The 22,093-nt window shown below is 64.3% G+C and carries 14 protein-coding genes; 6 read left to right on the plus strand and 8 right to left on the minus strand.

Annotated features, from left to right (window positions below):
- Positions 1-116 precede the first annotated feature (116 nt).
- From I9018_RS14165 to I9018_RS14185, 5 genes are all read left to right on the plus strand, one after another.
- The gene (locus I9018_RS14165; protein WP_241109842.1) at positions 117-3,605 is read left to right on the plus strand and encodes a response regulator; all 3,489 of its coding nucleotides are present in this window, start codon (positions 117-119) and stop codon (positions 3,603-3,605) included.
- On the plus strand, positions 3,605-4,420 hold the full coding sequence (locus I9018_RS14170; RefSeq protein WP_068588389.1) for a protein-glutamate O-methyltransferase CheR: 816 nt from the start codon (positions 3,605-3,607) through the stop codon (positions 4,418-4,420). The genes I9018_RS14165 and I9018_RS14170 overlap by 1 nt, the downstream gene beginning before the upstream one ends.
- Positions 4,417-5,022, plus strand: coding sequence for a chemotaxis protein CheB (locus I9018_RS14175; protein ID WP_241109843.1), 606 nt, complete (start codon positions 4,417-4,419; stop codon positions 5,020-5,022). Before I9018_RS14170 ends, I9018_RS14175 begins: the two co-directional genes overlap by 4 nt.
- Entirely contained in the window at positions 5,016-6,224 is a 1,209-nt protein-coding gene (locus I9018_RS14180; RefSeq protein WP_241109844.1) for a hybrid sensor histidine kinase/response regulator, read from the plus strand. The genes I9018_RS14175 and I9018_RS14180 overlap by 7 nt, the downstream gene beginning before the upstream one ends.
- A gap of 125 nt (positions 6,225-6,349) precedes the next feature.
- Positions 6,350-6,727: a response regulator gene (locus tag I9018_RS14185; protein WP_241109845.1), complete on the plus strand. Its 378-nt coding sequence runs from the start codon at positions 6,350-6,352 to the stop codon at positions 6,725-6,727.
- Positions 6,728-6,734: 7 nt separating this feature from the next.
- Here I9018_RS14185 and I9018_RS14190 read toward each other — a convergent pair whose 3' ends face one another.
- The 7 genes from I9018_RS14190 to mexE form a co-directional block, all read right to left on the minus strand.
- A complete protein-coding gene (locus I9018_RS14190) occupies positions 6,735-8,405 on the minus strand; it encodes a response regulator (protein ID WP_241109846.1) in 1,671 nt (556 codons plus the stop codon).
- Positions 8,402-9,904, minus strand: a complete 1,503-nt coding sequence (locus I9018_RS14195) for an ATPase domain-containing protein (RefSeq protein ID WP_241109847.1) — start codon at positions 9,902-9,904, stop codon at positions 8,402-8,404. Before I9018_RS14195 ends, I9018_RS14190 begins: the two co-directional genes overlap by 4 nt.
- A gap of 197 nt (positions 9,905-10,101) precedes the next feature.
- Positions 10,102-11,157, minus strand: coding sequence for a tetratricopeptide repeat protein (locus tag I9018_RS14200; RefSeq protein WP_241109848.1), 1,056 nt, complete (start codon positions 11,155-11,157; stop codon positions 10,102-10,104).
- A 74-nt stretch (positions 11,158-11,231) separates the two neighbouring features.
- Positions 11,232-12,131, minus strand: coding sequence for a bestrophin family protein (locus tag I9018_RS14205; protein WP_241109849.1), 900 nt, complete (start codon positions 12,129-12,131; stop codon positions 11,232-11,234).
- A gap of 350 nt (positions 12,132-12,481) precedes the next feature.
- Positions 12,482-13,903 carry a TolC family protein gene (locus I9018_RS14210; RefSeq protein ID WP_053129208.1) on the minus strand — a complete coding sequence of 474 codons (1,422 nt, stop codon included), beginning with the start codon at positions 13,901-13,903 and terminating at the stop codon, positions 12,482-12,484.
- Complete coding sequence (locus I9018_RS14215) at positions 13,900-17,079, minus strand: efflux RND transporter permease subunit (RefSeq protein WP_241109850.1); 3,180 nt, start codon at positions 17,077-17,079, stop codon at positions 13,900-13,902. Before I9018_RS14215 ends, I9018_RS14210 begins: the two co-directional genes overlap by 4 nt.
- 15 nt (positions 17,080-17,094) lie before the next feature.
- Positions 17,095-18,342 (minus strand): multidrug efflux RND transporter periplasmic adaptor subunit MexE, encoded by a 1,248-nt coding sequence (gene mexE, locus I9018_RS14220; RefSeq protein ID WP_241109851.1) that lies wholly within the window; start codon positions 18,340-18,342, stop codon positions 17,095-17,097.
- Positions 18,343-18,698: 356 nt separating this feature from the next.
- Here mexE and I9018_RS14225 point away from each other — a divergent pair, with 356 nt between their 5' ends.
- Positions 18,699-20,603 carry an acetate--CoA ligase gene (locus I9018_RS14225; RefSeq protein WP_241109852.1) on the plus strand — a complete coding sequence of 635 codons (1,905 nt, stop codon included), beginning with the start codon at positions 18,699-18,701 and terminating at the stop codon, positions 20,601-20,603.
- Between the two features lie 167 nt (positions 20,604-20,770).
- On the opposite strand, the gene I9018_RS14230 is transcribed toward I9018_RS14225, so the two are convergent.
- Positions 20,771-22,084: an aspartate aminotransferase family protein gene (locus I9018_RS14230; RefSeq protein WP_241109853.1), complete on the minus strand. Its 1,314-nt coding sequence runs from the start codon at positions 22,082-22,084 to the stop codon at positions 20,771-20,773.
- Positions 22,085-22,093: the final 9 nt, after the last annotated feature.

Raw genomic sequence — 22,093 nt, forward strand, 5'->3', positions numbered from 1 at the left:
TATTGTGCTACGGCAGGGCAAATCCCAGATTACCGGCATGCAGGTTATAAAAAATAGCTGCAATGGCCGAATGTGGGGCAAACTTCCTTCTTTTCACCAGTGCCAAGGTCCATTCAATGATTCGTCCGTCTTCGGTTGATGAACAGAGTTTTCGCAAGCTGCTGACCCGCAACATCAGCCTGCCCCTTGGCGTGGGCGTACTCAGTGCGGTGTTTTTCGTGTCCTTGATCACCTACCTGTTGTCGGTGATCCAGTGGGTGCAGCACACCGACCGGGTGATCAACAACTTCAACGAGGCCGCGCGCCTGACCATCGACCTGGAAACCGGCATGCGCGGTTTTCTGATCACCGGCAACGAACATTTCCTCGACCCTTACGAAGTGGCCAAGCCGCGCATCATCAGCGAGCTGCGCGGCTTGCAGGAACTGGTGGCGGACAACCCGCAGCAGGTGGACCGGGTCCGGCGCATCGAGGCCCTGCAACTGGAATGGAACAACTATGCTCAGGGCATGATCGAGCTGCGCCGGCAGAACGGCGACTACCGCGAGGCGGTGCAAGCCGGGCGCGGCAAGCGCCTGACCGACGAGGTCCGCAAGGAATACGACGATGCGGTGGCCATGGAGCAGCAACTGCGCCAGCAGCGTAATGAAAACGTCAGCCGTACCACGATTTTCAGTGTCGCCCTGTACCTGCTGTTCGTGGTGGGTATCAGCGGCATGCTGGCCTATGTCGGGCGCCGTGACCTGTTGTCCTTGTCGCGCAGCTACAGCGACAACCTCGAAGCCGAACTGCGCAGTGCCCGCAGCCTGGAGCGCCAGGCCTGGTTGCGCAATGGCCAGACCGAACTGGCCGAGCAGATGCTGGGGCAACTGACCCTGAACCTGCTGGGTCGCAACATCCTGCAGTTCTGCGCCCAGTACCTGGGGACGCCGGTGGCGGCGCTGTACGTGCGCGAGGAGCATGGCGCCCTCAAGCGCGTGGCTTCCTACGGCTTCTCTCGCGAGCAGGAGGAGCAGGGCCAGTCGTTGTATGGCGACGAAGGGCTGGTGGGGCAGGCAGCGCAACATAAGCGCCTGATCCGCCTGGACGATGTGCCGCAGGATTATTTCAAGGTCAGCTCCGGCCTTGGCGAGGGGGCGCCGCGCAGCGTGCTGGTGGTGCCAACCCGCGATGACGACCGAGTCAACGGGGTGATCGAGCTGGGCTTCCTGCGCGCCCTGAGCGAGCGCGATATCGAGTTGCTGGAGCTGATCGCCGGCAATATTGGTACTTCCATCGAGGCCGCGCGCTATCGCCAGCGTTTGCAGGAGGTGCTGGCCGAGACCCAGCAGCTCAACGAAGAACTGCAAGTCCAGCAGGAGGAGCTCAAGACCGCCAACGAGGAGCTGGAAGAACAGTCGCGCATTCTCAAGGAGTCCCAGGCACACCTGGAAACCCAGCAGGTGGAGCTGGAGCAGACCAACGAACAGCTGGCGGAACAGGCCCAAGTGCTGTCCGAGCAGCGCGACGCCATGGATCGCAAGAACAGCGAGCTCAACGAGGCGCAGGTCGAGCTGCAGGAGCGCGCCGAAGAATTGCAGCGCTCGAGCAAGTACAAGTCCGAGTTCCTTGCCAACATGTCCCACGAGCTGCGCACGCCACTCAACAGCTCGCTGATCCTGGCCAAATTGCTGGCCGAGAACCCCCAGGAAAACCTCAGCGAGGAACAGGTCAAGTTCGCCGAGTCGATCTATTCCGCCGGCAACGATCTGCTGAACCTGATCAACGACATCCTGGATATCTCCAAGGTCGAGGCCGGCAAGCTCGAGGTCCGGCCGGAGAACGCCAGCGTATCGCGCCTGGTGGAGGGCTTGAGCAACCTGTTCCAGCCGCTGACGGCGGAAAAAGGCCTGGAGTTTCGCGTTGAGTTGCAACCCGGGGCGCCGCAGACGCTGTTCACCGATCGCCAACGGGTCGAGCAGGTGCTCAAGAACCTGCTGTCCAACGCCGTCAAGTTCACCGAGCAGGGCCAGGTCAGCCTGACGGTGTCCGCCCATCCGAGGGCCGGGATCGCCTTCGCCGTACGGGACACCGGGATTGGCATCGCCCAGGACCAGCAGGAAAGTATCTTCGAAGCCTTCCGCCAGGCCGATGGCACTACCAACCGGCGTTATGGCGGTACCGGCCTGGGCCTGTCCATTTCCCGCGACCTGGCCAACTTGCTCGGGGGTTCCATCAGCGTCAGCAGCGAGCCTGGGCGCGGCAGTCTCTTCACCCTGGTCTTGCCGGAGCACTACGACGCCGCGTCGCCGGTGCTCCCGGCGGAACCGGCGCCGCTTGCGCCGGTGGCCGTGTCCCAACCGCCGCAAGCGGTGCCGGAGGTGGTGGCGCCTGCCCCGATCCCTCGTTTCGCCGACGATCGGGACAAGGCGCCCTTCAAGAGCCGTTGCATCCTGGTGGTGGAGGACGAAGCCAACTTCGCGCATATCCTCTTCGACCTGGCCCATGAGCTGGGTTATCACTGCCTGGTGGCCCATGGCGCCGACGAAGGTTTCGGCCTGGCGACCCAGTTCGTTCCCGATGCAATTCTCCTGGACATGCGCTTGCCCGATCACTCCGGCCTGACGGTGTTGCAACGGCTCAAGGAGCACCCGCAGACCCGGCATATCCCGGTGCATGTGATCTCGGTGGAAGACCGGGTCGAGGCGGCGATGCACATGGGCGCCGTGGGCTATGCGGTCAAGCCCACGACCCGCGAGGAGCTCAAGGATGTCTTCGCCCGCCTGGAGGCCAAGTTGACGCAGAAGGTCAAGCGCGTGCTGCTGGTGGAGGACGACGACCTGCAGCGCGACAGCATCGCCCGGCTGATCGGCGACGATGACATCGAGATCACCGCCGTGGGCCTGGCCCAGGATGCCCTGGAGCTGCTGCGCAAGAATGTCTACGACTGCATGGTCATCGACCTCAAGCTGCCGGACATGCTGGGCAACGACCTGCTCAAGCGCATGTCCACCGAAGACATCTGCTCGTTTCCACCGGTGATCGTCTACACCGGGCGCAACCTGACCCGCGACGAGGAGGCCGAGCTGCGCAAGTATTCGCGCTCGATCATCATCAAGGGCGCCCGTTCGCCAGAGCGCCTGCTGGATGAAGTGACGCTTTTTCTGCACAAAGTCGAATCCCAGTTGTCCCATGAGCGGCAGAAGATGCTCAAGACCGCCCGCAGCCGCGACAAGGTCTTCGAGGGACGCAAGGTCCTCCTGGTGGATGACGATGTGCGTAATATCTTCGCCTTGACCAGCGCCCTGGAACACAAGGGCGCCGTGGTGGTGATCGGGCGTAACGGCCTGGAAGCCATTGCCAGACTCAACGAAGTCGAGGATATCGATTTGGTGCTGATGGACGTGATGATGCCGGAGATGGACGGTTTCGAAGCCACGGCGCAGATCCGCAAGGATCCGCGCTGGCGCAAGCTGCCGATCATTGCGGTGACGGCCAAGGCCATGAAGGACGACCAGGAGCGCTGCCTGCAGGCCGGCGCCAACGACTACCTGGCCAAGCCCATCGATCTCGACCGGTTGTTCTCACTTATCCGCGTGTGGCTACCCAAGATGGAAAGAATTTAGTGGAGCGCAATACCGAGATCGAACTGCGTTTGTTGATCGAAGCTATCTACCTTAAATACAGCTACGACTTTCGCGATTACTCCGGTGCTTCGATCAAGCGCCGGGTCAACCACGCCTTGCGCCAGTTCGAATGCAAGACCATCTCGGCCTTGCAGGAACGGGTGCTGCACGATCCGACCGCGTTCATGCAGCTGTTGCAGTTCCTGACCATTCCGGTCAGCGAGATGTTTCGCGACCCTTCGCACTTCCTGGCGATTCGCCAGGAAGTGGTGCCGTTGCTCAAGACCTATCCGTCGCTGAAGATCTGGATCGCCGGGTGCAGCACGGGTGAAGAGGTCTATTCCATGGCCATCCTGCTGCGCGAGGAAGGCTTGCTGGAGCGGACCATCATCTATGCCACGGACATCAACCCCAACTCCCTGGAAAAGGCCAAGCAGGGCATCTTCTCCCTGGAGAACGTGCGGGCCTATACCCACAACTACCAGCGGGCGGGTGGCAAGCGCTCCTTTGCCGACTACTACACCGCGGCCTATGACTATGCGATCTTCGACAAGAGCCTGCGCGAAAGCGTGACCTTTGCCGACCACAGCCTGGCCACCGACAGCGTATTTTCTGAGACGCAGTTGATCTCATGCCGTAACGTATTGATTTATTTCAATAAAAAGTTGCAGGATCGAGCCTTTGGCCTGTTCCATGAATCGCTCTGCCATCGTGGGTTCCTGGTGCTGGGTAGCAAGGAAACCCTGGACTTCTCCGCCTACGGCAAGCACTTCGAGCCCCTGGTCAAACAAGAACGGATCTATCGCAAGCTATGACGCAGGATATTCTCAGCCCTGGCGCGCTACCGCCGATCGAGGCCATCGTGGTGGGCGCCTCCGCCGGTGGCGTTGAAGCCTTGCTGGGCCTGTTCAGCGGGTTCGGCCGGGGTTTCCGACTGCCGTTGATCGTCGTCCTGCACCTGCCCGATGAACGCCGCAGCCAACTGGCGGAGGTCTTCGACCGGCGCCTGGCGCTGAGAGTCAAGGAGGCCGATGACAAGGAGCAGATCCTGCCCGGCACCTTGTATTTCGCCGCCCCCGGTTATCACCTGTCGGTGGAGCAGGACCACAGCCTGTCCCTGAGCCAGGAGGAGCGGGTCCATCATTCGCGGCCGGCCATCGACGTCTTGTTCGAATCTGCCGCCGACGCCTATGGCCCGCGCCTGGCTGCGGTGCTGTTGACCGGGGCCAACCAGGACGGCGCTCGCGGCTTGGCCGAGGTCAAGCGCCAGGGCGGCCTGACCATCGTCCAGGACCCCAGCGAGGCCCAGGTATCGACCATGCCGGATGCGGCCCTGGCCCTGCACCAACCGGACTACATCCTCCCTTTGCACGGCATCAGCCGTCTGCTCGCCGAGCTGGAACGAAGCGCATGTTGAGTAATATCCAAGCCAAGCTGCTGATCGTCGATGACCTGCCGGAGAACCTGCTGGCCCTCGAAGCCCTGATCAAGCGCGAGGATCGCCTGGTATACAAGGCCTTGTCGGCCGACGAAGCCCTGTCGCTGTTGCTCCAGCATGAGTTCGCCATGGCCATCCTCGATGTGCAGATGCCTGGCATGAACGGTTTTGAGCTGGCGGAACTGATGCGGGGCACGGAAAAGACCAAGAACATTCCCATCGTGTTCGTCAGCGCCGCCGGGCGCGAACTCAACTACGCCTTCAAGGGCTACGAGAGCGGGGCCGTGGACTTCTTGCACAAGCCCCTGGACACCCATGCGGTCAAGAGCAAGGTCAACGTCTTCGTCGACCTGTATCGCCAGAGCAAGGCCATGAAGCAACAGGTCGAGGCCCTGGAGCGCAGTCGTCGTGAGCAGGAGGCGCTGCTCAAGAAGCTGCAGGCGACCCAGAACGAACTGGAGCAGGCGGTGCGCATGCGTGACGATTTCATGTCGATCGTCGCCCATGAGGTACGCACGCCCCTCAATGGCCTGATCCTGGAGACCCAACTGCGCAAGATGCACCTGGCCCGGGAGAATGCTGCGGCCTTCAGCCTGGACAAGATGCACGCGATGGTCGACCGCGACGAGCGCCAGATCAAGAGCCTGATCAGATTGATCGAGGACATGCTCGATATCTCGCGCATTCGTACCGGCAAACTGTCGATCCGCCCGTCGCGCTTCGACCTGGTGCAGTTGGTACGCGGCCTGGTGGAGAATTTCGCCCCCCAGGTCGAAGCCGCGCAATCATCCCTGAGCCTGCATGCCGAGCAAGCGGTGGAGGGCAACTGGGACGAGTTTCGCATCGAGCAAGTGGTTTCCAACCTGCTGACCAACGCCTTGCGCTACGGCGCCAAGAGCCCGATCGAGGTACGGGTCTACACCGCCCGCGGCGAAGCCCGGATCGAGGTGCGTGACCACGGTATCGGCATCAGCGAAGACAACCAGAAGCGCATTTTCCAGCAATTCGAGCGGGTCAGCGCCAGCCATGTGGCTGCGGGCCTGGGGCTGGGGCTGTTCATTTCCGAGCAGATCGTCACGGCCCACGGTGGCTCCATCGGCGTTGAGAGCCGCATTGGCGAAGGGGCGCTGTTTCGCGTCTGCCTGCCTCTGGCGGACATCGACCTACCGGCCAGCGCTTAAAACTTCATCCGCACGCAACCTCTGCGTGGCCCGATGGTCGTACAGTGGCTGCCGGGGTTTGCCGGCACGGTGGTCCGGCAAACTTCGACAGCCTCAAGCAGCAATTGACCGAACAAAGGTTTTCCATGAGTGAAGATGCACAAGACGTCGTACTGATCGTCGAAGATGAACCGGTGATCCTGATGCTGCTGGCCGATTACCTGTCGGGCCTGGGCTATCGGGTATTGCAGGCGGAGAACGGCGAGCAGGCGTTCGAGATCCTGGCCAGCAAGCCGAACCTGGACCTGATGATCACCGACTACCGGCTGCCAGGTGGCATCACCGGGGTGATGATCGCCGAGCCGGCAGTGAAACTGCGCCCGGACCTCAAGGTGATTTTCATCAGCGGCTATCCCAACGAGATCCTCGAATGCAACAGCCCGATTGCCCGCAAGGCGCCGATCCTGGCCAAGCCTTTCGACCTCAACAGCCTGCACGAGCAGATCCAGCGACTGCTGGCCTGAGGCGGCCTCAGTCGCGGAGCATTTCCCGCACCTTGGTGGTCAGCAGGTCGAAGGTGAACGGCTTGGTGATCAGCTGCATGCCAGGATCGAGGAAGCCGCCCCGGACCGCCGCATGCTCGGCGTAGCCGGTGATGAACAGCACCTTGAGCTGTGGGCGCAATTGCCGCCCGATTTCCGCCAGCTGCCGGCCGTTCATGCCTGGCAGGCCCACGTCGCTGACCAGGAGATCGATGCGCTGTGGTGAATCGAGAATCGGCATGGCGTCATGTGCATCGCCGGCCTCGAGGAAGTGGTAGCCCAACTCGCCCAGCACGGTACTGACCAGCACCCGCACCGCCGGGTCGTCTTCGACGATCAATACCGTCTCGCCGTTTTGCGCGGCGACCGCTTGCTCCTCTGCCTGTTGTTCATCGCTGGCCGATTCACCGCGAAAACGCGGCAGGTACAGGCAGACCTGGGTGCCCTGGCCCTGGGTGCTGTCCAGGGTCACGTGGCCGCGGGACTGCTTGCTGAAGCCATAGATCATCGACAGCCCCAGGCCAGTGCCCTGGCCGATGGGCTTGGTGGTGAAGAAGGGATCGAATACCCGGTTGAGGATGGCTTCGGGCATGCCGCAGCCGTTGTCGCTGACCCGCAACACTACGTAGTCGCCAGGCTCGAGGTTGTCGTGGGCCTGGACAAAGTCCTCGTCCAGCCTGCAGTTGAGGGTTTCCACCAGCAAGCGACCACCGTTGGGCATGGCATCCCGGGCATTGAGCGCCAGGTTCAGCAGGGCGCTTTCCAATTGGTTGGGGTCGGCCTCGGCTACCCAGGGCTGTTCGCACAGTCGCAGTTGCAGTTCGATGCTTTCGCTGAGGCTGCGCTGCAGCAACTGTGCCATGGAACTCACCAGGGCGTTCATTTCCACGGGCTTGCTGTCCAGCGACTGGCGTCGGGAGAAGGCCAGCAGGCGATGGGTCAGGCCCGCCGCGCGATTGGCCGAGGTCACCCCAAGATCGATCAGGCTGTCCAGGTCCTCGGTGCGTCCCCGGGCCAGGCGCCGGCGCAGTAACTCCAGGCTGCCGATGATGCCGGTCAGCATGTTGTTGAAGTCATGGGCAATGCCGCCGGTGAGCTGGCCGACGGCTTCCATCTTCTGCGACTGGCGCAAGGCTTCCTCGTTGTGCCGCAGCTGTGCAGTGCGTTCCTCCACCTGCTGCTCCAGGGTCTCCAGGGTGCGTTGCAGGCGCAGTTCGCTCTGGCTCAAATCGACCAGCCGGTCCCGGGCTTCGTATTGTCGGCGTCGGCCGCGCAAGGCGGCCTTGGCCAGGCTGATCAGGGTGGCCGGATGAAAGGGCCGTTCGAGAAAGCTGACATTGCCCAGGGGCGCGCCAAAGCTTGCCGCCGGGTTCTGTTCCGGTCCGCCATGATGGGTCAGCAGGATGATCGGCAGGTCCGACCAGGCCGGTTGCTGCTCCAGGTACTGCAGCAAGGGTGTGAGGTCCCCCCCGCGCAAGGCTTCGACAGCGATGATCAGCAAGCCGGCGCCGTGCTCCAGTTCCTGGCACAGGGCGCCGAGGTTTGCGGTGGCCAGGCTGCTGAGGCCGGCTTCATGCAGCATCATCTGGGCCAGTTGGCTATCACGGCCCAGGGGCGTGAGCACCAGGGCCCGCTCGGAAAACTCCGGGCTATGGATCATGGATCTTCGTCCCCCAGCAGCGGCTGGCCTGCACCTTGATAGTTGGGGACGCCGCGCAGTACGCCCTGGAAGGCTTCCAGGGGCTCGCCGATGGTCAAGCCACGGCCGCTGATACGGTATTCGCGGATGGTGGACTCATGGCTGCCGGTGCGTTTCTTGATGATCGAGATGGCCCGGCGCACCTTGCCCAGGGCTTCGAAGTAGCGCAGCAGGATGACCGTGTCGGCCAGGTAGGTGATGTCCACCGGAGCCTGCATGTCACCCACCAGGCCGTGCTGGGCCACGGTCATGAAGGTCGCCGCACCCTGGCGGTTGAGGTACAGCAGCAGCTCGTGCATGTGCAGGACCAGGGCGTTTTCCTCGGGCATGGCTGCCTGGTAGCCGTTGATGCTATCGATCACCACCGTCTTGATCTGGCCCTTGTCGACGCAATGCCTGACCCGGTGGGACAGCTCTCCAGGCGATAGCTCGGCGGCGTCCACCTGTTCGATGATCAGGTTGCCGCTGGCTTGCAGGGCCTGGAGGTCGATGCCCATGTTGTCCATGCGCTCGAACAGCAACCCCAGTTCCTCGTCGAAGATGAACAGCGCGGCTTTCTCGCCCCTGGCCACGGCGGCCGCAGCGAAGATCATGGAAATCAGCGATTTGCCGGTGCCTGCGGGGCCAAGGATCAGGGTGCTGGAGCCGCTGGCGATCCCGCCGCCGAGCAGGGCGTCCATTTCCCGGATGCCGCTGGTCAGGGTCTGGCGCTCGTGGCGACGTCGGTGCTCGGCGGCGACCAGCCGTGGGAACACGTGCACGCCGTCGCCCTGGATGGTGAAGTCATGGAACCCGCCACGGTACTTCTGGCCGCGGTATTTCATGATCTTGATCCGCCGTCGCTCGGCGCCATAATCCGGGGTCAGCTCCTCCAGGCGGATCACACCGTGAGCTACGCTGTGCACGGTCTTGTCCAGGGCTTCGCTGGTCAGGTCGTCCAGCAGCAGGACGGTGGCGTCGTAGCGCACGAAGTAGTGCTTGATTGCCAGGATCTGCCGGCGATAACGCAAGGAACTCTGGGCCAGCAGGCGGATTTCCGAGAGGCTGTCGAGCACGACTCGAGTCGGCTTGACGCGCTCCACGACCTCGAAGATCTGCCGCGTGGCTTCTCCCAGCTCCAGGTCCGAGGAGTACAACAGGCTCTGCTGGTGTTCGACATTGAGCAGGCTTTCCGGTGGGGTCAGCTCGAAGATGTGGATGCTGCCGTCCAGTTCCCAGCCATGGGACTGCGCGCCCTGGCGCAGCTCACGCTCGGTTTCCGAAAGGGTGATGTACAGGCAGCGTTCGCCGGCCAGGGCACCGGCCCGCAGGAAGTGCAGGGCGACGGTGGTCTTGCCCGTACCGGGCTCACCCTCCAGCAGGAAGACGTGGCTGCGCGACAGTCCCCCGTTGAGAATGTCGTCCAGGCCCTCGATGCCGGTGGCGGCCTTATCGCTGTGCAACGCAGTTGGGGTGGTCAAGCAATACCCTCGCAATGGCTTCGATCAGTGGCGGCACGCAAGTCGCGATGTCGCTTTGATCACTTGACCGTTTGCCGCCAGCGCGGTTCAACCTTTTATCGCCACCGGGGGCTGGGGGGCGCAGGACCATAACCGTTCGCCTGGTCGAGCGCTGAAGGTCCTGCGCGCCTTGTCGCGCCTCGCGCAGCGGCGCAGGCTCAGAGGCCCTGCTGCAATGCCGGATCGTCGGGATTCTGTTGTTCGAGCTGGGCCAGCAGCACCTGGACGTTCTGCAATTGGCCGCTTTCCTTCCAATAGTTGATCAGCAGCACCCGCGCCTTGCGGTTGTACGGCTGGCGCTGGACGATTTCCTCCAACTGCTTCTGTGCCGCCTCCAGTTCCTGCTCGCTGTGCAAGGTAGTGGCCAGGTCGTAGCGGTAGGCCGCGTTGTTCGGCTCCAGCTCCACGGCCCGGGACAAGCCCAGGAGGGCAAACTCGCCCTGGTCGTGCTGGAGCAGCCAGAGCCCCAGGGCATGTTGCAGGTAGGCTGAATCCTGCTGGGCTTGTAACTGCTTGGCCAGCAGTTGGCGGGCGGCTTCGCTCTGGCCTTGCTTGTCGAGCACCTCGATCTGCAACACCACGGCCTGCAGGTTGTCCGGTGCCAGTTTCAAGGCTTGCTCCAGGGTCTGCTGGGCCCTGGCCAGGTCGGCGTTGTGCAGGTAGAGGCGCGCCAGCTGGTACTGGGCCTCGACGTCGTCGCCACGGGTCTTGAGGACCTGGGTGTATTCGTCGATCACTTGCTGCAGGGGGCCGAAATACAGGCCCTGGTCATCCGGAGACAGTCCCAGCAGCGCATCCACGGCAGCAAAGCGCACGCTTTGCTCCGGATCATCCAGCAACGGACCCAGCAACAGGCTGCGCTTGCCGCTGGGCACCAGGCCGAGCACGCTGGCGATGGCGGCCTTGCGTACCTGCGCCGAGGTATGGTGCAGGTCGGCGTCCGCCAGTTTCAGGGCCTGGGGGCTGGGGTAGTTGGGCAGTACGGCCAGCAGGCGAGTGCGTTGCTTGTCGCTGAGATCGTGACGCCCCAACTGCTGGTAGAGCACCCGTGCCGCGCCTGGCTGGCCATTGCGGGCCTTCTCCAGGGCCACGCCATAACCCTGGCGGATTGCCTCGGGCACCGCGGGTGGGCTGCTACGCAGGAAGAACCAGGCCAGGGCCAGAAGAATGACGGTGGACAGGCTGATCAGCAGGTAGCGGCGGGCTTGGGGCATGCGAAAGTCCAGGAGCGAGCGACTTGGGGAGGGAGCAAGCTTCGGTCAGGAACCGGCTTGAGTCAAACCCGGCTTCAGGTCAGCACGTACTCCTCGGGCTCCAGCAGCGGTGGCAGTGGGGACACGCCCAGCGCCGCCAGCACTTCGCGCTCCAGGCCCCGTAGCAGAGCGCTACAGGGCAGGTCATTGTCGTCGTAGCCGAACGGGTCCTCCAGGTCATCACCGATTTCGTCCAGGCCCAGGAAGGTGTAGCTGACGATGGCGGTGAAGAGCGGCGTCAGCCAGCCCAGGGGTTCGGCCATGGCAAAAGGCAGGAGGATGCAGAACAGGTAGATGGTGCGGTGCAGCAGCAAAGTGTAGGGGAAGGGCAGCGGGGTGTTCTGGATGCGCTCGCAGGCGGCCTGTACCAGGCTCAGGCTCACCAGGCGGCTTTCCAGCTGGGTATAGCGCCACTCGCTGATCAGGCCTTGCCGGGCCCATTGCGAGCAACGGCGCCCAATGTGCTGCAACTGGGCGTCGGTCAGGTTCGGGTGTTGGCGCTCCAGCGGTGCCTGGGCCCAGGGCTCCAGGGCACGGGCTTCGTCCTCGTGGCGCAGCCGGGCGATCAGGCTGTGGGCGAAACCGCAGAGATCGCGCAACAAGCCCTCGCGCTCGGGGTGGCCCTCGATCACCAGGCTTTCGCGGATCAGCGAACGCACCTCGATGGTCAACTGCCCCAGTTGCTTGCGGCCTTCCCACCAGCGGTCGTAGCAGGCGTTGTTGCGAAAGCTCATGAAGATCGACAGCGACAGCCCCAGCAGGGTGAAGGGCGTGGCGTTGACTTTGGAGAAGAAGGCCGGTTGCAGGGTTTCCACCAACACGATGACCGAGGCCAGCAGGGTCACCAGGGCACAGCGCAGGGCGATGCGCTTGGCGATCGAGCCCTTGAGGGCGAAGAGCAAGGCGAACAGGTTCGGTTTGGGACGCACGATCATGGGGATGAAGGCCTGGGCGACGACGAGGCGAGCGCAGGTTAGGAGCGGGCCGGGTGGCTGTCCAATCGTAATGGCCGACTGGTTGATCGAGCGCCTCTATCGGCGATCCGTCACTGTGTAGCCGCTGTCGAGCCCTCGGCGAGGCTGCACAAAGGTCCGCAGGACCTTGCTTGGCGACCTTCAGCGGGCGCAAGCGCCTGCCCCTGCGGCATCGCTATGCCGCCCCAGCCGGACGCAGCCTTGCGCAGCGGCAGGTCGGTATCCGGGCAAAAAAAGGCCCCGCGACCGAATGATCCACGGGGCCAAACATTGGTTGGTTGCGGCCAACCAAAGGAGCTCGTTGCAAATACTTAGTTGCTGGCCACCGTCTCGGGTTGCCAGCCACCGCCCAGGGCCTTGTAGATGGCGACGATGCCGCGGTACAGCTCGACTTCGGCCTGGGCCTGGGAGTCTTCGGCGGCCAGGCGCTCGCGCTGGGCGTCCAGCAGCACCAGGAAGTCCACGGTGCCTTCGCGATAGCGGATCTCGGCCAGGTCGGCGGCGGCGCGGCTGGACTCGCTCTGGCGAATCAGCGAGAGCAGGCGCTGCTGGCGCTTGCCGTAGTCGCTGAAGGCATTCTCCGATTCTTCCAGGGCCAGCAGCACCTGCTGCTCATAGTTGGCCAGGGCGCCGTCGGCATTGGCGTCGGCGCCGCGCAGGCGCGCCCGCACGCTACCCAGGTCGAAGGCGGCCCAGGTGATGCTCGGGCCCAGGGCCCAGGCATTGGCCGCCGAGGAGCCGATCTGCGAACCACGCCCGGCGGTGAAACCGAGGAAACCACTGAGGCTGACCCGCGGGAACAGATCGGCCTTGGCCACGCCGATTCGCGCGGTGGCGGCGGCCAGCTTGCGTTCGGCGCTGAGGATATCCGGCCGGCGCTGCAGCAGCTCGCCCGGATCGCCAATCGGCAAGGCCTTGGCAATGGCCGGCAACTGCGCGGGCGAAAGGTCGACACTGAGCTTGTCCGGACGCTCACCCAGCAGGGTGGCGATGCGGTTGCGCTGGCGTACCTGTTCGGCCTGCAGTTGCGGCACGCTGGCCTCCACCGCGGCCAGGCGCGCATCGGCGCGGACCACGTCCAGCTGGTCGCCCACTCCGGCATCACGCAGGCTTTCGGTGATCTTGCGCGAGGCCTTCTGGTTGTCCAGGTTGGCCAGGGCGATCTTTTCCCGCAGTTGCGCGCCACGCAGCTGGCCGTAGGCGTCCACCAGCTCGGCGATCATGGTCACCTGCAGTTGGTAGAGGTCGGCCTCGGCGGCCTGCTGGTCGGCTTCGGTGGCTTCCAGGTTGCGCTGGATGCGGCCGAACAGGTCCAGCTCCCAGGCCATGTCCAGCCCCAGGTCGTAGCGCTCGCTATTGACCCGCTTGCTGGTCTGGCCGGGTACCTGGCCCTTGCCCAGGTTGCTGCTGGCGCGGCTGGTGATGGTCGGCATGGCGTCGTTGCTGGCGTCATCGCGGATCGCCCGGGCGGCCCGCAGGCGGGCGAAGGCCACCCGCAGCTCACGGTTGCCCTTGAGCGACTGGCTCACCAGCTGGTTGAGCGTCGGATCGTCGAACTGCTGCCACCAGATGCCTTCGAAGCGTGCGCGATCGAAGTTCTTCTGGCCCGCAGCGGTGTCGCCGGCGGCGCTGATGTGCGCCGCCTCGGTGCTTGGGGTCTGGTAGTCCGGACCTACGGCACAGGCACTCAGGGCCAGTACCAGCAGGCTCGGCAGGAAGACTTTCGAACTCATTGTTGCGCCTCCAGTTGCGGGGTGCGGGCGGCCTTGCGGGCCTCGCTGCGCTCCACGTAGTTGCGGATCAGGACATAGAACACCGGGGTCAGCAGCAGGCCGAAGAAGGTCACCCCGAGCATCCCGGAGAACACCGCCACACCCATGGCATGACGCATTTCCGCACCCGCGCCGCTGGAGATCACCAGGGGCACCACGCCCATGATGAAGGCGAAGGAGGTCATCAGGATCGGCCGCAGACGCAGGCGGCAGGCTTCCAGTACCGCGGCCAGCGGGTCCAGGCCTTCCTCTTGCTTGTCCTTGGCGAACTCGACGATCAGGATCGCGTTCTTGCACGCCAGGCCCACCAGTACGATCAGGCCGATCTGGGTGAAGATGTTGTTGTCGCCACCGGAGATGATCACCCCGGCAATGGCCGACAGCAGGGTCATGGGCACGATCAGGATCACCGCCAGCGGCAGGCTCCAGCTTTCGTACTGGGCGGCCAGCACCAGGAAGGCCAGCAGTACGCACAGCGGGAACACGAACAGCGCAGTGTTGCCAGCCAGGATCTGCTGGTAGGTCAACTCGGTCCATTCGTAGGTCATGCCGTTGGGCAGTTCTTCCTTGAGCAGTTTCTCGATCGCCGCCTGGGCCTGGCCGGAGCTGTAGCCCGGGGCTGCCGCGCCGTTGATCTCGGCGGTGACGAAGCCGTTGTAGTGCATGACGCGGTCGGGACCTGCGGTGTCGCTGACCTTGATGAAGGTCGCCAGGGGGATCATCTCGCCCTTGTTGTTGCGCACCTTGAGCTGGCCGATCTGCTCGGCTTCCAGGCGGAACTGCTGCTCGGCCTGGACGTTGACCTGGTAGGTGCGTCCGAAGCGGTTGAAGTCGTTGGCATACAGCGAACCCAGGTAGATCTGCAGGGTGTCGAAGATGTCCGAGATCGCCACGCCGTGGGTCTTGGCCTTTTCCCGGTCGATGGCCGCGTCCACTTGGGGCACGTTGACCTGGTAGCTGGTGAACAACCCGGCCAGTTCCGGCACGCTGCGGCTCTTGGCAATGACGTTCTGCACTTCCTTGTACAGGTCCTCGTAGCCCAGGCCGCCACGGTCCTCGACCTGCAGGCGGAACCCGCCGATGGTGCCCAGGCCCTGTACCGGCGGCGGTGGGAAGATCGCCATGTAGGCATCCTGGATATCAGCGTACTTGCCGTTCAGGGCCCCGGCGATGGCGCCGGCGGACATGCTCGGGTCCTTGCGCTCCTCAAAGGGCTTCAAGGTGACGAAGACGATGCCGTTGTTCGGGCTGTTGGTGAAGCCGTTGATCGACAGGCCGGGGAAGGCCACGGCGCTTTCCACTCCAGGCTGCTTCAGAGCGATGTCGGACATGCGCTTGATCACGTCTTCGGTACGATCCAGGCTCGCCGCATCCGGCAACTGGGCGAAGGCCACCAGGTACTGCTTGTCCTGGGCCGGAACGAAGCCGGTGGGCGTGTGGGCGAAACCGAACCAGGTCAGCACCATCAGGCCGGCATACAGGAACAGGGCGATGCCGCTGCCACGGATGACCCGGCGCACAGTACCGACGTAGCCGTTGCTGGCGCGTTCGAAGAAGCGGTTGAACGGCCTGAACAGCCAGCCACCCAGCAGCTTGTCGAGGAACAGCGAGAAACGGTCCTTGGGCGCGTGGTGTTCCTTGAGCAGCACCGCCGCCAGGGCCGGGGACAGGGTCAGGGAGTTGAAGGCCGAGATCACCGTGGAAATGGCGATGGTCAGGGCGAATTGCTTGTAGAACTGTCCGGTCAGGCCGCTGATGAAGGCCGCGGGCACGAATACCGCGCACAGCACCAGGGCGGTGGCGATGATCGGGCCGGTCACCTCGCGCATGGCGCGCTTGGTGGCTTCCACCGGATTCAGGCCCAGGCCGATGTTACGTTCGACGTTCTCCACCACCACGATGGCGTCGTCCACCACGATGCCGATGGCCAGTACCAGGCCGAACAACGACAGCGCGTTGAGCGAGAAGCCGAACATGTGCATCACCGCGAAGGTGCCGATCAGCGAGACCGGTACGGCCACCAGCGGGATGATCGAGGCGCGCCAGGTCTGCAGGAACAGGATCACCACCAGCACCACCAGCACCAGGGCTTCGAACAGGGTATGCACCACTGCCTCGATGGAGCCACGGACGAAGATGGTCGGGTCATAGACAATGCTGAAGTCCATGCCTTCGGGGAAACTCTGCTTGAGCTCGGCCATCTTGGCCCGAACTTCGTTGGAGATCTCGATGGCATTGGAGCCCGGACGCTGGAAGATCGGGATCGCCACCGCCGGCTGGTTGTCCAGCAGGGAGCGCAGGGCGTACTGGCTTGAACCCAGCTCGACCCGGGCGATGTCCTTCAGGCGGGTGATCTCGCCGTCTTCGCCGGAGCGAATGATGATGTTCTCGAACTCTTCCTCGGTGACCAGGCGGCCCTGGGTGTTGACCGACAGCTGGAAGCTGGTGGCGTTGGGCGCAGGTGGCGCGCCCAGGGCACCGGCAGCCACCTGGCGGTTCTGTTCACGGATCGCGGTGACCACGTCGGTGGCAGTCAGGTTGCGCGAAGCGGTCTTGTTCGGGTCCAGCCACACGCGCAGCGAGTAGTCGCCCATGCCGAACAGCTGCACGTCGCCCACGCCGCCCAGGCGCGCCAGCTCATCCTTGATGTTGAGGATGGCGTAGTTGGACAGGTAGAGCATGTCGTAGCGTTTGTCCGGCGAGGTCAGGTGCACCACCATGGTCAGGTCGGGGGAGGCCTTGTCCACGGTGATACCGATGCGCGTCACTTCTTCCGGCAGCTTGGGTTGGGTCCGGGTCACGCGGTTCTGCACCTGGACCTGGGCATTGTCCAGGTCAGTGCCCAGGGCGAAGGTCACGGTCAGGGTGATCTTGCCGTCGGCGGTGGATTGCGAGGACATGTAGAGCATGTTCTCGACCCCGGTGATGGCCTGCTCCAGCGGCGCGGCCACGGTTTCACCGATCACCTTGGGGTTGGCCCCCGGGAAGTTGGCGCGTACCACCACGGTCGGCGGGACCACTTCCGGGTATTCGCTGATGGGAAGTTGGAACAGCGAGATGGCGCCGGCGATCAGGATCAGCAGCGATAGCACCGCTGCGAAGATCGGCCTTGATATGAAGAATTGGGAAAAATTCATCTTGAGAGTCGTCCCTTAACCGCGCGGATTCGCGGCGGCGAGTTTCACGGCCACAGCCGGCTTGGCAGGGGTGACCTGCGGCAGGTTGCTGGCTTCCAGTGCTTGGCGTTGTTGGGCCAGGGCAGCGAGGGTTTCCTTGCTGGCCATGGGGATCACTTCAGGCGTGACCGGTGCCCCCGGGCGTGCCCGTTGCAGGCCCTTGACGATGATGGTGTCGTCCTTGCTCAGGCCGTTGCGCACGATGCGCAGGCCTTCGATCTTCGGCCCCAGTTCCACGGCGCGATAGGCTGGTTTGTTATCGGCGTCCATCACCAGCACGAACTTCTTGCCCAGGTCGGTGCCCACGGCTTCGTCGTTGATCAGCATCGCCGAGTAAGTACCGCTGCCCACCAGCTTCAGCCGGGCGTAGAGGCCCGGGGTGTAGCTGCCGTCGCTGTTGTCGAACACTGCGCGGCCACGGATGGTGCCGGTCTTGGGGTTGACCTGGTTGTCGACGAAGTTCATCTGGCCCAGGTGCGGGTGGCCGTCCTCGTTGGACAGGCCCAGGTACACCGGGGTGCTCTGGCCGCGCTGGCCCTGGCGGGCGAGCTGGGTGTACTTGAGGTACACGCGTTCGTCGGCGTCGAAGTAGGCGTAGACCTTGTCGGTGGAGACCACGCTGGTCAGCGCGGTGACATCGGCGGTCACCAGGTTGCCGGCGGTGATCTGCGCCCGGCTGACCCGACCGCTGATGGGCGCGAGGACGCGGGTGAAGCTGAGGTTGAGCTTGGCCAGGTCCAGTTGCGCCTGGATCGCATCGACCCCGGCCCGGGCTTCCTGGGCGGCGCTGGTGCGGGTGTCGGCCAGCTCGGCGGAAATCGCGTTGCTGGTCAACAGGCGCTGGCCACGCTGGGCTTCGTTGGCGCTGCGGGTCGCGGTGGCCCGGGCCTGTTGCAGCTGGGCTTCCAGGCGGCGCACTTCGGCCTGGAACGGCCGTGGGTCGATCTGGAACAGCAGGTCGCCTTTTTTCACCAGGGCGCCTTCGGTGAAGGCTACCTGGTCGATCTGGCCCGAGACCCGTGGGCGGATCTCGACGGTTTCCGGCGCCTCCAGGCGCCCGGTGAACTCATCCCACTCGTTGACAGGCTGCTCCAGCACCTTGGCCACGCTGACCTTGGCTGCCGGTGGGGCAGAGGCGGTCTGTGGAGCCTTGCCGCAGGCGCTCAACACCACCACGGCGAGCGCGGCTAGTGGAAAACTTAAGAGTTTGACTGACTGGTCCATGGATACATCCGCCAAGGTAATTTGAGATGGGCGGATGATGCTCGGCGGGTTTGTATCTCACGAATCGAATGAAGCAAAGGTAACTATCATTCGGAATGATATAAGCCGCAGGAAAGCCCTCTAGCATGCACCTTTCGTTAGGTGGCTATCAATTCCCTCACGCGCAATTAATTCTTTCGCCAGACGCAATATTGATCGGGCCGAGAGGGCCCCGGACCTCATGCAGGCCAGGGTCAAAAAACTGTGGTGCAAGGTCAAGCACGCAGGCCGCGATCTCTCCAGGATGGAACCTGGGCCTGTGCCGGCCTGGTACGGCGCGGGTCCTTCGACTTCCAACAAGAACAGGACATCGCCCAATGAATGCCTACCTGACCGCCACGGCCCATGCCCAGGACGATCCCAGCGATTTCTGGCGCCAACAGGCCCGGCAGCTGGACTGGATGCGTTTTCCCCAACGCATCTTCGAGCAGCAGAGTCCCGAGCACTATCAATGGTTTGCCGACGGGCAACTCAATACCTGCCACCTGGCGCTGGATCGCCATGTCCTGGCCGGGCATGGCGAGCGGCTGGCGCTGATCTACGACTCCCCGGTCAGCGGCCAGCAGCGACGCCTGAGCTATGGGCAACTGCTCGAGCAGGTGGCTCGCTGTGCCGGCATGTTGCGGGCGCTGGGGGTGGAGCAGGGCGACCGGGTGGTGCTGTACATGCCGATGATCCCGGAAGCGGTGATCGCCATGCTGGCCTGTGCCCGCCTTGGGGCCGTGCATTCGGTGGTGTTCGGCGGTTTCTCCGCGATGGAGCTGGCGGTGCGCATCGACGATGCCCGGCCCAAGGTGCTGCTGACCGCCAGCTGCGGCCTCGAGTACGAGCGCGTGGTGCCCTACAAGCCACTGGTGGACCAGGCACTGGAGCGGGTGGCCCAGGCGCCGGCCCGGGTAGTGGTGCTGGCCCGGCCCCAGGCCCATGCCCAATTGCAGGCTGGTCGCGATGTCGACTGGGACGCGCTGATGGCCAGTGCCGATGCGGTACCGCCCGTGCCTGTGATGTCTGGCGATCCGTTGTACGTGCTGCATACCTCGGGCACCACGGGCAAGCCCAAGGGCGTGGTACGCGACAACGGCGGCCACGCGGTGGCCCTGAACTACAGCATGCAGGCGGTCTACGATGCGCAGCCTGGCGAGGTGTTCTGGGCCGCCTCGGACATCGGCTGGGTGGTGGGGCATTCCTACATCGTCTACGGGCCCTTGATCCGTGGTTGCACCACCTTGCTCTACGAGGGCAAGCCGGTGCGCACCCCCGATGCCGGGGCATTCTGGCGAGTGATCGCCGAACACCGGGTCAATGTATTCTTCACCGCACCCACCGCTTTTCGCGCCATCAAGCGCGAGGACCCCCATGGCCGGCTGCGCCAGGAACACGATCTGTCCTGCCTGAAGGCGGTGTACGTGGCCGGCGAGCGCCTGGACCCGGCCACCTACGATTGGCTGCGTGCGTCGTTGCCATGCCCGGTGATCGATCACTGGTGGCAGACCGAGACCGGCTGGCCGGTGGTCAGCACGCCGCGGATCGACGCCGGCTACCCGGTCAGGTCCGGTTCGGCCGGGCTGCCGGTACCCGGATACCAGCTGGCGGTGCTCGATGACCAGGGCGATCCGGTGCCCCCTGGCGAGCCGGGCAACATCGTCTTGCGCCTGCCTTTGCCGCCCGGGGTGCTCAATACCTTGTGGCAGGACCGCCAGCGGTTTCTCGACAGCTACCTGGGGACCTTTCCCGGCTACTACCTGAGCGGCGACGGCGGCTATGTGGATGCCCAGGGTTACGTGTTCGTCATGGGGCGCATCGACGATGTGATCAACGTAGCCGGCCATCGCCTGTCCAGCGGCAGCCTGGAACAAGCCTTGGGCGAGCACCCGGCGGTGGCCGAATGCGCCGTGGTGGCCCTGGACGATGCCCTCAAGGGCGAGGTGCCGGTGGGTTTCGTGGTGCTCAAGCAGGACGCCCGGGTGGACCCCGGGCAACTGGAGCAGGAGCTGGTGCAGCGGGTACGCGAGCAGGTCGGGGCCCTGGCTTCGCTGCGTCGGGTACTGGTGCTCAAGCGCCTGCCCAAGACCCGCTCGGGGAAGATCCTGCGCAAGACTATCCGCAGCCTGGCCCGGGGCCCGGAAGTGGCGGTGCCGGCGACCATCGAGGATGTCCAGGTGCTCGATGAGCTGCGCCAGCTGTTCGCCGAGCAGGGTTTTTATGGAGCAGGGCCGGGCTAGGGTGTTCAAGGAGATTGAAGGAGCGGGCAGCGATCCGGCTTGCCCGCGATGGACTTAAGAACGCTGCGTTGAGCCAGTCAATACGCGCTAGCGTTAACGACCATCGCGAGCAGGCTTCGCTCCTACAGGTTGACTGACTGGCGGGGTTTTCAACGCTGGCGCGGCCCTTACAGGCGCCGCAGGACGTGTTCCAGCGCGTGGAGGAACTGCTCGGCCTGGTCCTGGCTGAAGCACAGTGGCGGGCGGATCTTCAGGGTGCTGTTGGCCGCCCCGGCAACCCCGATCAGCATGCCTTCGTCGCGCAGCAGGTTGACCAGGCGCCGAGCCATCCGCGGGTCCATTTCGCCGGTACCGCGCTCCAGGATATCGACCCCCAGGAACAGCCCGGCACCGCGTACTTCCCCAAGGCATGGGTGACTGGCGGCCAGGCCTTGCAAGCCTTGCTTGAGCCTGCGCCCCACCACGAGGGCGTTGGCCTGCAGGCCTTCGTCCTCGATCACTTGCAGCACTGCCAGGCCCACGGCGGCGGACACCGGGTTGCCGCCAAAGGTATTGAAGTAGCTGGCGTGCTGGCCAAAACGCTGCAGGATATGCGGGCGCACCGCCAGGCCCGCCAATGGATGGCCGTTGCCCATCGGCTTGCCCATGGTCACCAGGTCCGGCACCAGGCCATGGCGCTCGAAGCCCCACATATGGCTGCCGGTACGGGCGAACCCGGGTTGTACTTCGTCGGCGATGAACAGGCCGCCGGCCTGGCGGATGGCCTCGACTGCCGGTGCGAGGAAGCCCGGCGGATCGGCGAACACCCCGTCGCTGGTGAACAGGGTGTCCACCAGCAACGCTGCCGGACGGATGCCATGGCGCTGCATATCGGCGATGGCCGCGCGCACCTGGGCGCTGAACACCTGGCCCACCCGTTCCGGGTGCAGAGGGTCATGCAGGGGCGCATCGATCACCCGGCAGTCCCGGGACAGCGGCACGTAGTCACCCACCGAGGGCGACAGCTCGGCAATCGCCAGGGTCATGCCGTGGTAGGCGTAGCGGGTGACGATCACCCCGGTGCCGCCGCTGTAGTCCCGGGCAATGCGCAAGGCCAGGTCGTTGGCCTCGCTGCCGGTGCAGGTGAACATCGCCTGGCCCAGCTCTGTGGGCAGGGTGGCCAGGAGTTTTTCGGCGTAGTCCAGCACGCCCTCGTGCAGGTAGCGGGTATGGGTATTGAGTTGCGCCGCCTGCTCGGCCAGGGCCTGGACCACTCGCGGATGGCAATGGCCGACCGAGGCGACATTGTTGTACAGGTCCAGGTAGCGGCGCCCGGCGTGGTCCTGCAGCCAGGCGCCGCTGCCGCTCACCAGGTGCAGGGGTTGCTCGTAGAACAGTTGGTAGGCCGGTCCCAGCAAGCGTTGCCGGCGCTCGATCATGGTGCGCTGGGCGCTGTCCAGGGCCTCGGCGTGCTCGGCTTGGAAGGCATTGACTTTCAACATGGCGAGGCT

Origin of the sequence: Pseudomonas sp. MPFS (assembly GCF_022537035.1) — a bacterium.
GTDB classification, from domain to species: Bacteria; Pseudomonadota; Gammaproteobacteria; order Pseudomonadales; family Pseudomonadaceae; genus Aquipseudomonas; species Aquipseudomonas sessilinigenes.